Raw genomic sequence first — 12,909 nt, 5'->3', positions numbered from 1 at the left:
GTAAAAATGGACATATTAATTCAACATCAACACCATCTTCGGGAAAGGCACATGTCGTGGTTTAAAAAAATACTACTGGGGTTAATTATTTTGGCGGGTTTAATTGGCACGCTAAAGGATTATAAAGACTTTGGCCTGTTTGGCGCACTGGGATTGTTTATTATCTTCCTGTTATCAACAACATTCTTATGGCAATGGGCCTCTGGCAAGTTACCGGAGATAACAAAGTTACATGCCATACTTATTTTACTGGCCAGCGCGGTGGCCTCTATTTTTGTTATCAATATGGCAATTGCCGGAAATTTGCATGTGGATTTAATGGAAGTCATGCGCGTTACCATTACCCATAATCCGCTTTTTTATCTGATCCTCTGCGTGGTCGCATGGGTAAAAGTGGGCATCTGGCAATGGCTGTTTAGCGGTGTACAGATGAAAGAGAGTCAGCCGGTTTAAACTCCAGCAGATGTAAAAAAGGCGTCTTAACCAAGACGCCTTTTTCGTACTAGTATAACTACTTAGAACTGATAGGTCAGACCCGCAACAACCTGATTGTCGCCGTCTTTGCCATCGAGCAGGTTAATTTTGTAACCCACATCAGCAACCATGTTTTTGTTGAAGTAGTAGTCTGTGCCCAGCGCAACGTATTCGGTCAGATCGTTATTGTTGTTGTCACGCGTATGGACGTAAGCCACGTTCGGACGCAGACCGAAATCAAACACATAGGCCGCCATCGCTTCAAAGTGCTCAGCTTTGTCCGCATCCTGAATCAGGTTGTGGGACTCGCCGTACATGGTCGCTACGTAAATAGCGTTCGCATCATATTTCAGGCCAGCGCCCCAGAACTCTGCGTTTTCGCCATCCCAGCCATTTTTTTTCTGCTGAGCAGTCACCGCGCTGGTTGTGTAGGCCGCAATGGCAGATACGCCAGAATCTGCAATATTGTCATAGCCCAGCGAGAAGCCGTAGCCATTACCGTGCTGTTTGGTCGGATCAGTATTGGTATCGTCCTGCCCCTGATATTGCGCACCAACGTTCAGACCATCAACGGCACCAAACAGATTTTTGGTACGGAGTGTTGCAACGCCAGAAGTGCGTGTAGTAAGGAAGCGGTCAGTATTTTCAAAGGAGTCACCGCCGAACTCTGAAAGAGTGTCAGTGTAAGCTCCCACGTCGTAAGCGATACCGTAGTTACGACCGTAGTCAAAACTAACGTCATGGCCGTAATCCAGGCCAGCAAACGCCAGACGTGTGTTAACGCCATTCTGAGAACCTTCTGCTTTAGAGGCATCAAACTGACTTTCAAATTGGCCATAACCGGTCAGTTGATCGTTGATTTGTGTCTCACCGCGAAAACCCAGACGCGCGTAGGTACCATCGGCATCGGTGCCGTCAGTCCATGAATGGACCGCTTTTACTTTGCCGTACAGATCCAGTTTGTTGCCATCTTTATTATAAATTTCCGCTGCATGAACGGAGGTTACCCCTAATGCCATTACAGCTAATGCCACTACTGTCTTTTTCATGTTGTTACTCACTTTTAATTGTGAATTTTGCTATCAACTTTGTTATGAAGGCGGAATGCCCACATAAAAAAGTCCCCTCCAGATAAGGGGAAACACCAATAACACACCAAAAAAATATACCAATAAAGGCAATAATGAAGTGGCAAGATATATTTCAACTTTGGGTTTTAAATAAAACCCGAACAGAGAGTAATTACTTAGGTTCTTCGTTTGTGCTCTCATTAATAGAGCGATGCAACATTAATGCCTCGGCAATAATGTCTTGTTTACTTTTACGGGTTTCAAATGCCAGTGTCCGAACATATTCCCATAGAGAAGTATCGACACGGGCACTTAATAGAACCATATCTTTTGATCGGGTTCCCCTGGCTTTTCGGATATCAGGGTAATCTCGAGAGGGCATAGTCATCTCCTGAACGCAAACACGCTTATGGCGATGAAATATGCAGTCAGTGTAAAAACATGTCAACGGCAAAATACAGTCACAATAGTAATAAAACTGTTAATAAAGAACAAAAAACTGGAACGTCATTTCAAATGAAAGATAACTTGATTATAGAATAATGTGTAATGTTAGCTTTACATATATCCGTTTTTATTCATATGATTAAAAAGCCACGAATCACTCACGTTAATAATGATACGCAATCAAAACATCACTACAGACAATGAGTTACATGCCGTTATTAATGCCTACTTTTACGCAAATCACCTGTTTTTATGCGCTGTTATGCCTGGCGGCCCTGCACTATCTGCAGCGGAAATCACTTTGATTCTCACTTAATACAGACCTGTATTGTCTAAAAATAAGCACAAAAAGGTAAAAATAAGGTAAATAGCGCATTTTTTCGCAAGCAAAAATAAGTTGTTTTTAATTGATGAAAATCAATTTACATCACACAGGAGCGGCGAAAAAAATGATCATTGAAGACTATGGAAACCATTTTTTACATGAGGTTTAAGACGTGAAAAGAAAGGTTGTTATGCAATACCGAGCGGGCCGGAACAGCCCGCGTGAGAGGTGGTAAAATCAGGCGTTAACTTTATCCAACGGCCAGGAGTCAAACAGATAGCCATCGAAGTCGATGTCATCAACATTTGAAAACTCCAGCAGGCGCTGTTTGACGTTTTCCAGATGCTGCCACATCGCCAGCTTGGCCGCGCGAGCGTCCTTTTTGATTAACGCCGCCAGGATCTGTTTATGGTCACCCATCCACTCTTTACGATAGTGGGTATCATCGAGATGGCTATGAAGCTGGATCCACATCGGGTTGTTCTCGCGCCACTGCCATGACTGGCGGAACAGCTCCACCAGCATGCTGTTATGCGTGGCCTCGGCGATAGCGAGATGGAACTGCATGTCACCGCTTTCAGAACCGTTCGGTTCACTGGAAGCCAGCTCCCGCTCTTCCAGTTGCAACGCCTGGCGCATTTTGACGATATCTTCGCGGGTGGCCTGCAGCGCGGCAAATTCTGCGATGTTGCTTTCCAGCAACTGTCGCGCCTGGAGCAGTTCAAACGGGCCAGCATCATTGCAATGATTCACATCCGAACTGTCGATAGTCTGAGCTTCTGCATTGTCGAGCACATAGATCCCGGCGCCACGACGCACGTCCACCAGACCTTTAATTTCCAGCATGATTAACGCTTCGCGCACCACCGTGCGAGTAACATTGAGTCTCTCGGCGATTTCACGTTCTGGCGGCAAACGCTCACCGGGCTGGTACGGCGTCTGGACAATCAGATCGCGGATCATTGCACCCACTTCCTGGTAGGGTCTTTGCTGAGAAGTGTTCGATTTCATCGTGTTATGTCCGTCAGATGCGTCAATTCAGAATCCGGAGGCTGGATGACTGCGCACACCTTATCCGGCCTACCAATAACGTTTTTTTCGCCTGAACTATAGCATTTGCGGGAAGCCAAAAACAGAAAACGGGTCAACCAAATTAGTATTTTGATTGACCCGTCATACCTGGAAGGTTATGCGTCAGCGCTTAACGCTGCAACGCACTCACGTGCGCCGTGTTCACACAACTGTTGATACTCCGCGATAATCGTTTCCACAAAATCGGCGTTTTCCGCCAGATCGTGACCAAAAATGCCGCTTAACCCCAGCAGCGCCGTCACCCGTTCGGCTCCCTGGAACTGTTGGTTAATGCGCTGGAATTCGGCCTGCATTGGGTCGACAACATCAATGACCTGCCCCTGTTCATCCACACCATGGGTGTAGCGCATCCAGCCCGCGATGCCCAGTGCCAGATGACGCCAGCCGCTGCCGTTTTGCAGATGCAGACGCACCGGATCCAGCAGACGCTGTGGCAGTTTCTGGCTGCCATCCATCGCAATCTGCCAGGTACGGTGGCGCAGAGACGGGTTGCTGAAACGCTCGATCAGCAGCGTCGCATAGGCACTGAGATCGGTGCCTTCCGGCATCGACAGCGTTGGCGCTTGCTCCTGCATCATCAGTGCAAACGCCGCTTTGCGGTACGCTGGATTGGTCATGGTGTCAGCGATGGTTTCATAACCGCCAAGATAGCCCAGATAAGCGAGGAAAGAGTGGCTACCGTTGAGCATGCGCAGTTTCATCATTTCAAACGGTACTACGTCGGCAACAAACTGTGCGCCGACTTTGTCCCAGTCAGGACGACCGTTAACAAAGTTGTCTTCAATCACCCACTGGCGGAACGGTTCGCAGGCGATAGCGCACGGATCGTAAACGCCCAACTGGTCGGCAATCTCCTGCAACGTTTCTGGCGTTGCCGCCGGAACAATGCGGTCGACCATGGTGCAAGGGAAAGTGGCGTTTGCTTCAATCCACTGCGCCAGCTGCGGGTCACGCGCCTGCGCCAGGCCCAGCACCGCGACTTTCGCCACATGCCCATTTTCACGCACGTTATCGCAGGACATCACGGTAAAGGCCGCCAGTCCCTGCTCACGACGCAGATGCAGCGCCTGTACGATGTAACCAATCGCCGATTTCGGCGCGGCCGGATTCGCCAGATCGTGTTTAATCAGCGGGTTATTGAGATCTAACTGGCCGCTGGCGGCATCGGTGCAGTAGCCTTTTTCCGTGACCGTCAGCGAGACAATTGCCGTCTGCGGGCGCGCCATGGCCTGTAAAATACCATCACAGCCATCAAGCTCCGGGTGCAGGGCTTCTTTCATTGAGCCAATCACTTTCAGCACGGTATTGTCCGCGCCTTTTTCCGCCACGGTATACAGCAATTGTTGCTTGCGCAGGTTTTCAATCAGTATGCAGTCATTACCCGGCATCAGGTTAACTTCACAGATACCCCAGTCGCTGTCGGTGGTTTCCAGCAGATGGTGGGTGTACAGCGCCTGATGCGCGCGGTGAAAAGCGCCGCATCCCAGGTGAACAATGCGGGATTGCAGACGAGAGCTGTCCCATGCGGGGCGTGCAACCGGCAGGTTGCTATTGGCAATTGTCGTTGTCATCGTGAACTCCAGATCCCGTCGGAAAGACCAACGGAGAGAAAAGAAAAAAGCCGGCCAGACAGGCGACCGGCAACACTGCTTTAGCGGCTAAAGAAAGCGCGCTGGATAGCCATCTCAACGCCACGTACTTCCGCCAGGCCTTTCAGGCGACCAATCGCGGAGTAACCTGGGTTGGTTTTCTTTTTCAGGTCGTCAAGCATCTGGTGACCGTGGTCCGGGCGCATAGGAATCAGATCCTCTTTGCCCTCGGCTTTACGGCGCTGTTCTTCCTCAACGATCGCTTTCACCACTTCGTACATGTCGACGTCGCCGTTAAGATGCGCCGCTTCATGGAAAGTTTTCGGGTTATCTTCACGCAGCGTGGAGCGCAAATGGGTGAAGTAAATGCGCGGGCCAAACTGTTTGATCATGTCGACCAGGTCGTTATCCGCACGAACGCCGTAGGAGCCGGTACACATGGTGAAACCGTTCGCCATGCTGTTGACCGTATCGACCATCCACTGCATGTCTTCCACGGTGGAAACAATGCGTGGCAGGCCAAGGATTGGGCGCGGCGGATCGTCCGGGTGTACCGCCATGCGCACACCGACCTCTTCTGCTACAGGAATAATCGCCTTCAGGAAGACGGCAAAATTCTCACGCAGCGCAGCTTTATCGATATCCTTATAGCGTTCAAGATGCTGGCGGAACTGGTCGAGCGTGTAGCCCTCTTCCGCGCCCGGCAAACCGGCGATGATATTGCGGGTCAGACGTGCTTTGTCTTCTTCGCTCATGGTGGTGAAGCGTTCATGCGCCTGCGCAATCTCTTCGGCGGTGTAGTCCGCTTCCGCGCCCGGGCGTTTGAGGATATGCAGCTCAAAGGCGGCAAATTCAATTTGATCGAAACGCAGCGCTTTGGAGCCGTCCGGCAGGACGTATTCCAGGTCGGTACGGGTCCAGTCGAGAACCGGCATAAAGTTGTAGCACACGGTACGAATGCCGCACTCGGCCAGGTTACGCAGGCTTTGCTGGTAGTTGGCAATCCACTGCTGATAGTTGCCGGAACGGGTTTTAATGTCTTCGTGGATCGGTACGCTTTCGACGACCGACCATACCAGGCCCGCCTGCTCAATAATGGCTTTGCGTTTTAGGATCTCATCAACCGTCCACACTTCCCCGTTCGGGATATGGTGCAAGGCGGTAACAACGCCCGTAGCACCCGCCTGACGTACATCCGCTAAGGTGACCGGATCGTTAGGACCATACCAGCGCCATGTCTGTTCCATGTTTTATTCCTCATTTACGTTATGGACTCGACGATATGGCACATAAATTCCTCCTTTTGGTATTACATGTCAACCTGAAGCGCTAAATTGGTTAACCAAATCACGATACTTGCTGATTAGATCGCCTTTTTACGTCCAGACAACCCAGTATTAATGTAAACATGTAACGCAATGTGACATCCATCGCATCATAGGTTGACCAATATATGTAACATCTCAACCAAAACCATAATAGTTCAACCAAAGTAAGGTAGACGTTATATGCACGTTCTCAATATTCTGTGGGTTGTATTCGGCATCGGCCTGATGCTGGTGCTCAATTTAAGATTCAAAATAAACTCGATGGTCGCCCTGCTGCTGGCGGCACTCTCGGTCGGTATGCTGGCGGGAATGGATTTAATGGAACTGCTGCATACCATGAAATCCGGCTTTGGCAGCACGCTGGGTGAGCTGGCGATTATCGTGGTATTCGGGGCAGTCATCGGTAAGCTGATGGTTGACTCCGGGGCGGCGCATCAGATTGCCCATACGCTGCTGGCGCGACTCGGTCTACGTTACGTGCAGCTGTCGGTGATCATTATTGGTCTGATCTTCGGCCTGGCGATGTTCTATGAAGTGGCGTTTATTATGCTGGCACCGCTGGTGATCGTCATTGCCGCGGAAGCGAAGATCCCGTTCCTCAAGCTGGCGATTCCTGCGGTTGCCGCCGCCACCACCGCTCACTCACTGTTCCCACCGCAGCCGGGTCCGGTCGCGCTGGTTAACGCCTACGGCGCTGACATGGGCATGGTCTACATCTACGGTATCCTGGTGACCATTCCGAGCGTGATCTGCGCCGGGCTTATTCTGCCGAAATTCCTCGGCAACCTCGATCGTCCAACGCCGTCATTCATGAAGGCCGACGTACCGGTTGACCAGAACAACCTGCCGTCCTTCGGAGTTTCTATCCTGGTGCCGCTGATCCCGGCGATCATCATGATCTCCACCACCATCGCCAACATCTGGCTGGTGAAAGGGACGCAGGCGTGGGAAGTGGTCAACTTCTTAGGCTCCTCGCCGATTGCAATGTTTATCGCCATGGTTGTCGCCTTCGTGCTGTTTGGTACCGCGCGCGGTCATGACATGCAGTGGGTAATGAACGCCTTTGAAAACGCGGTGAAAAGCATCGCCATGGTGATCCTGATCATCGGCGCGGGCGGCGTACTGAAGCAAACCATTATCGATACCGGTATCGGCGATACCATCGGCATGCTGATGTCGCACGGTAATATTTCTCCCTACATCATGGCGTGGTTGATAACCGTGCTGATTCGTCTGGCAACGGGTCAGGGCGTGGTCTCAGCCATGACGGCCGCGGGGATTATTAGCGCAGCAATCCTCGACCCGGCAACCGGTCAACTGGTGGGCGTCGACCCGGCGTTGCTGGTACTGGCAACAGCGGCGGGTTCCAACACACTGACCCATATCAACGATGCTTCGTTCTGGCTGTTCAAAGGCTACTTTGACCTGTCGGTGAAGGATACGCTGAAAACCTGGGGTCTGCTGGAGCTGGTAAACTCCGTGGTTGGCCTGATTATCGTGTTGATCATCAGCATGATTGCATAACGTCGATACCGCTCTGGCCTATAGCGCCAGAGCGGTTTTCCATCCTGCCTCAACAATCCTCAATAATCAGATACACCGCCTTCACCGGGCCATGTACCCCAACCACCTTGATAAGCTCAATATCCGCCGTCGAGCTGGGTCCACTGATGATATTAATGCACGATGGCATACGCTCACCGGCCTGTGCTTTCTGATGCAGTTTTTCTGCCAGCTGCGCCACGCGCGGCAGGATGGTGCTTTTACGCAGCACGAAAATCGAGGACTCCGGCAACAGGCTCAGGGAACGCCCGCGCTCCGGTGCGGAAAACAGCACCACGCCGCCGGACTCGGTCAGGCCATATTCGGCATACACTACGCCGACTTTCGCCTGCTCGGCCTGGGTAATATTTTCGCTACCACGCGCCGGATCCCAGACCACGGCGTTGCATTCCTGCTGCAAGCGTTCGGTGATACCCAGCTCCACCAGCCGGCTGTCGCCGCTCAACATCACTGGTTGTCGACCCAACTCTTCACACAGGCGTAACGCCGCGTCTGCGGCCAGGTCCTCGCGAGTCAGCTCGCAGCGAGCCAGCATCACTTCGCTGGCGAACTGGATAAATGCAGAGCAGCGCTGCTCGGGGCTAAGCTCGGTCAGGCGCTCGTTGGCATAGTTGTTAACCGGCGCGGCATCCGCTTGCGGTTCGAAACGCAGCGGGCGACCCAGCGCCTGGGCGATGGTGTTTAAAAACGCGGTACGGTTATCCATTCTTTTTCTCCTGCGCCTGATGTTTTTTAAACCAGCTACGGAAGCTCTCGCCGTCAGCATCAGGCAGGTCGCGCGCCTCCATCCAGTCACCAATCGCGCCAACCTTGAGCGGGGTTTTGCCGCCATTGATAAACCAGCTCGCCGCATGCGCGCCCGCCATCATCCCCACTTTCCACAGCCCCGGATGGCTATTGGCATAAGCGAACATTTTGATCGCCCGTCGCTCAGCTTTCGGCGTAATGCCCTCCTCGGCCATCACCCGGCGATGACGCAGGATCAGTTTTGACAGAGGAATGCGCACCGGGCAGACGCTGTCACAGGCCGTGCATAAAGAACAGGCGTACGGCAGGTCTTTAAAATCTTTATAGCCGCCGAGCAGCGGAGAAATCACCGCGCCGATAGGTCCTGGATAGATAGAGCCATAGCCGTGTCCGCCGATGTGGCGGTATGCCGGACAGGTGTTCATACAGGCTCCGCAGCGGATGCAGCGCAGCACATCGCGAAACTCTGAGCCCAGCACCTGCGAGCGACCGTTATCGACAATCACCAGATGGAACTCTTCCGGTCCGTCAACGTTATCCGCCTCGCGCGGGCCGGTCAGCCAGGTGTTGTAGCCCGTCAGACGTGCACCCACGGCGCTGCGCGCCAGCATGGTGATCAGCACATCCACCTCGGCAAAGGTCGGCGCGATACGCTCCATGCCCATCACCGCAATGTGCGTTTTCGGCAGCGTGGTGCACATGCGCGCGTTGCCTTCGTTGGTCACCAGACACACCGAGCCGGTTTCCGCCACGGCAAAGTTACAGCCGGTAATACCGATTTCGGCACTGAGGAAATCCTCACGGATCTTCTGACGAATGAACAAGGTCATGGCTTCCGGGGTTTCCGGGCCGTCATACCCCAGACGTTCGTTCAGCACGCGGCGGATCTGATAGCGATCTTTATGAATCGCCGGGACCACGACGTGCGAAGGCGGATCCTGATCCAGTTGCAGGATATATTCCCCGAGATCGGTTTCGATCACCTGGATTCCGGCATCCTGCAGCACATGGTTGACGCCGATCTCTTCGGTCACCATCGACTTGGACTTCACCACCTTCTGCGCATTTTTACTTTGCGCAACCTGCAAAATGTAGCGAGTGGCGTCTTCTTTGGTTTTGGCGAAATAGACGTGTCCGCCGTTTTCCGTCACTTTCTCGGAGAGTTGGTACAGGTAAGCGTCGAGGTTGCTCAGAACGTGATCGCGGATCTGACTGGCACGATCGCGCCAGTCTTCCCAGTGGCCTAACTCATCGACCATTTTTTGCCGATTTGCGCCGATACGCTCCTGCGCATTAGCCACGGCTTTGCGCATGATCGGATCTTCTATCTGCTGACGAATGCGCAGTTTAAATTCTACATCGCTGGTTTTTATCGACATCTCTTTCCCCTCAGCGGCTCATCAGCACTTCAGCAATATGCATCACTTTGACCGGCTGGCCTTCCCGTTGCAGTCGGCCGCCAATGTTCAGCAGGCAGCTGACGTCTGCGCCAATCAAATATTCCGGCTTTGCGTCCATCAGATGTAAGACTTTCTCTTTCACCATTTCACCGGATATCTCGGCCATCTTGACCGAGAACGTCCCGCCAAAGCCGCAGCAGGTATCCTGATCGGCAAACGTCAACAGCTCCAGTCCGCGCACGTTTTTCAGCAGCGTAAGCGGCTCTTCCTTCACCCCCAGTTTGCGGGTCAGGCTACAGGAAGGATGATACACAGCGCGCCCCTGCAGGCTGGCGCCAACGTCCACCACGCCCAGTTTGTTGACGATAAAGGAGGTGAGATCCTGCATACGCGCGGAAACTTTCTCAGCACGTAGCGCCCATTCCGGTTCATCGGCCAGATACGTCGGGTAGCTTTTTACCGCGTAGGTGCAGGAGCCCGCAGGGGAGATAATCGGATCGTCGTTGTCTTCCAGCGCGGCGATCAGGTTTTTCATCCCAGGGATCGCCTCTTTGATGTAACCGCTGTTGATGGCTGGCTGACCGCAACACCCTTGCTTCTCGGGGAAATTCACGCGACAACCCAGTTTTTCCAGCAGCAATACGGAGTCTCGTGCCATCCGTGATTTCAGTGCGTCACCAATGCAGGTAACAAAGAAATTTACATTCACAATAACTACTCCATTGCTTCATTTCTGTTTATTGCGCTTGATATCGCGATATCAAACAAATGTTCATTCATATTTCATGCCCAGTTTTTCTGTTTACTGGTTTTACCAATGCCTGGGTTCATAGTGTTGGTCGGATCATTCTCCTGATAAAAACGCGCCAAATTTTCCGGCGCTTTATACAGATGACCGACATTGTGTTCCGCCGGATATTGCGCTCCGCGTTGGCGCAGTAATTCCAGCATCTGTTCTTTTAACGCGTGGGCATCTACGCCTTTTTTAACGATATAATCCTGATGGAAGACATAGCACATAAAATGACCGTAATAGAGTTTATGCACCAACTGACTATCAATTTCTGCCGGTAAATGCTCATACCATTCGGTATCATTACGGCGTAATGCAATATCCAGCGCGAGAATATCCTCAACCTCATCGGAATGAACGGCCTGATAACGAATGGCAGCGCCCGCAGCGGCAAAACGATGCAGAAACGCCTTACTGCCCTCTTCCGCGGTACAGGTAAAGAACGCGCCCTCGGCCGATTTAAAATAGTCCGTTAACCATGCCTGGGCTTCGGCCACACCATCGCCTGACATTTTCAGCATTAGATGGTGTTCATAGTTATCGCGCCAGGTCTTCATCCGCGCCGGGAGATGGCTCGGGAACAGATGGCTAAAAGCCTGCATAGCGCGGTCGGTAAAGTGCGGACGAAAAATCTTCACCTTCTCAAGTATGGCCTCGGTACGCCCCTTCAGGTTGAAGAAGAACGGCATTTTGTCCGTACCAAGTTTGTCGATCATCAGGAAGGTATCTTTGCTGTATTTCTCTGCAATATCATAGATATCGCGGTGCATATACTCCCCAGCTACCGGCAGGTTTGTAAAATTCGCCAGGATGTGGCGGCGAATCTCGGTCAGGACATCAGTCTGATTGGTACCGATATAAAAGACCTGCTGGTTCTTCTCGGCTTCAAAGGTATCCAGACGTACGGCAAACACCGCTAACTTGCCCGCGCAGCCAGAGGATTCAAACAAGCGATCCGGGTCAGCGTTGTAACGTGCTGGCGTGTCGGCATTGATGTCCCGCACGCGGCTAACATAGTCGTGATCGTGCGCGTGACGCCCGTCATGGTTGACGAGCGCGGCTTCAATCGCATTGTTATCCAGCCGGGCAAGGATTTGCTCTGGCGTCTGACCTAGCTCAATGCCAAGGTGATTGACCAGCTGCAAGCGTCCCTGTTCATCAATGCGGGCAAACAGCGACATCTCGGTGTAAGCCGGGCCTCGCTGGACCAGAGAACCGCCCGAGTTATTACAGATACCGCCGATAACCGACGCGCCGATGCACGAAGAGCCGATCACCGAATGCGGCTCACGGCCAAACAGCTTCAGCGCCTTTTCCAGCGAGTACAGCGTGGTGCCAGGATAAGCCAGCACCTGCTTGCCCTCATCCAGCACATGCAGACTGTCCAGCCGCAGCGTGCTGATAATGACGATCTCGCGGTCGTAGTCATTACCATTTGGCGTCGAACCCTCGGTCAGGCCTGTGTTCGACGCCTGCATCAGGATTATTTTATCGGCCTCAACGCAGGTGCTGAGGACTTTCCAGAGTTCAAGCAAAGAGCCGGGGATAACCACCGCCAGAGCATCACCCTGACCCGAGCGGAATCCCTTACGGTAACGCGCAGTTTTTGACGGTTCGGTGAGGATATGAGCAGGGCCAACCAATTGGGTAAGAGTCGTCAAAAAGGTCTTATTATCAGTATGTTTCATGGAGGGCGGCTCTCCGCTCCTTATATCAGGGCCAGTGAAAATGGCTATAAGTTCATTTGTATGACAAAACAGAATATTCCCTCAATCAATATCCACATGCAATACCCCATTTTATTTCTTTCGGTACCGCTCACATTTTTTTAATGAAATTACCACCGCCATATAATTCATACCTCGCCCTTTGAGGGGATGCCAAAACACTTATTTCATTTATTGCAAAGATCATCTCATACCTATTAATGATTAACTCTAATGGGTGTTGTAATATTTAGTGGTTATTCATATTTAATAAAAAAATAACATTATTTATACAATTATTAACCTTTATAACTTTATTTCACTGAAGCGATTCAGTTTGCATTTTTTATTTTATTATTCAGGTAGCTTCCTTCC

The 12,909-nt window shown here is 51.8% G+C and carries 11 protein-coding genes; 2 read left to right on the top strand and 9 right to left on the bottom strand.

Annotated elements, in window-relative coordinates; genetic code table 11:
- Nucleotides 1-51 precede the first annotated feature (51 nt).
- Entirely contained in the window at nt 52-453 is a 402-nt protein-coding gene (locus tag OGY18_RS22150; protein WP_032942287.1) for a hypothetical protein, read from the top strand.
- A gap of 62 nt (nt 454-515) precedes the next feature.
- On the opposite strand, the gene OGY18_RS22145 is transcribed toward OGY18_RS22150, so the two are convergent.
- The 5 genes from OGY18_RS22145 to uxuA all read right to left on the bottom strand — a co-directional run bounded on the left by OGY18_RS22145 (nt 516) and on the right by uxuA (nt 6,244).
- The gene (locus OGY18_RS22145; protein ID WP_286554400.1) at nt 516-1,523 is read right to left on the bottom strand and encodes a porin; all 1,008 of its coding nucleotides are present in this window, start codon (nt 1,521-1,523) and stop codon (nt 516-518) included.
- 193 nt (nt 1,524-1,716) lie between these two features.
- Nucleotides 1,717-1,926 carry a hypothetical protein gene (locus OGY18_RS22140; protein ID WP_079937193.1) on the bottom strand — a complete coding sequence of 70 codons (210 nt, stop codon included), beginning with the start codon at nt 1,924-1,926 and terminating at the stop codon, nt 1,717-1,719.
- Nucleotides 1,927-2,553: 627 nt separating this feature from the next.
- Nucleotides 2,554-3,327 (bottom strand): Uxu operon transcriptional regulator, encoded by a 774-nt coding sequence (uxuR, locus tag OGY18_RS22135; protein WP_008786090.1) that lies wholly within the window; start codon nt 3,325-3,327, stop codon nt 2,554-2,556.
- A 176-nt stretch (nt 3,328-3,503) separates the two neighbouring features.
- A complete protein-coding gene (locus tag OGY18_RS22130; protein ID WP_003830089.1) occupies nt 3,504-4,979 on the bottom strand; it encodes a fructuronate reductase in 1,476 nt (491 codons plus the stop codon).
- 80 nt (nt 4,980-5,059) lie between these two features.
- Nucleotides 5,060-6,244, bottom strand: coding sequence for a mannonate dehydratase (gene uxuA, locus OGY18_RS22125; protein ID WP_003830090.1), 1,185 nt, complete (start codon nt 6,242-6,244; stop codon nt 5,060-5,062).
- Nucleotides 6,245-6,505: 261 nt separating this feature from the next.
- On the opposite strand from uxuA, the gene gntP reads away from it, so the two are divergent.
- The gene (gntP, locus tag OGY18_RS22120) at nt 6,506-7,849 is read left to right on the top strand and encodes a gluconate permease GntP (protein WP_003033260.1); all 1,344 of its coding nucleotides are present in this window, start codon (nt 6,506-6,508) and stop codon (nt 7,847-7,849) included.
- 49 nt (nt 7,850-7,898) lie between these two features.
- Here the strand turns inward: gntP and OGY18_RS22115 are convergent, their stop codons facing one another.
- The 4 genes from OGY18_RS22115 to dld all read right to left on the bottom strand — a co-directional run bounded on the left by OGY18_RS22115 (nt 7,899) and on the right by dld (nt 12,516).
- Complete coding sequence (locus tag OGY18_RS22115; protein ID WP_286554398.1) at nt 7,899-8,594, bottom strand: LutC/YkgG family protein; 696 nt, start codon at nt 8,592-8,594, stop codon at nt 7,899-7,901.
- Complete coding sequence (locus OGY18_RS22110) at nt 8,587-10,014, bottom strand: LutB/LldF family L-lactate oxidation iron-sulfur protein (RefSeq protein WP_003830092.1); 1,428 nt, start codon at nt 10,012-10,014, stop codon at nt 8,587-8,589. The genes OGY18_RS22115 and OGY18_RS22110 overlap by 8 nt, the downstream gene beginning before the upstream one ends.
- 10 nt (nt 10,015-10,024) lie before the next feature.
- On the bottom strand, nt 10,025-10,744 hold the full coding sequence (locus OGY18_RS22105) for a (Fe-S)-binding protein (protein ID WP_001102107.1): 720 nt from the start codon (nt 10,742-10,744) through the stop codon (nt 10,025-10,027).
- A gap of 74 nt (nt 10,745-10,818) precedes the next feature.
- Nucleotides 10,819-12,516, bottom strand: a complete 1,698-nt coding sequence (gene dld / locus OGY18_RS22100; protein ID WP_286554396.1) for a D-lactate dehydrogenase — start codon at nt 12,514-12,516, stop codon at nt 10,819-10,821.
- Between the last annotated feature and the right edge of the window lie 393 nt (nt 12,517-12,909).

It is taken from the genome of Citrobacter sp. Cpo142 (genome assembly GCF_030332425.1).
Lineage (GTDB): Bacteria > Pseudomonadota > Gammaproteobacteria > Enterobacterales > Enterobacteriaceae > Citrobacter > Citrobacter portucalensis.
Note: the sequence above shows the minus strand (reverse complement) of the source record. Positions and strands in the feature narration are given on the sequence as shown.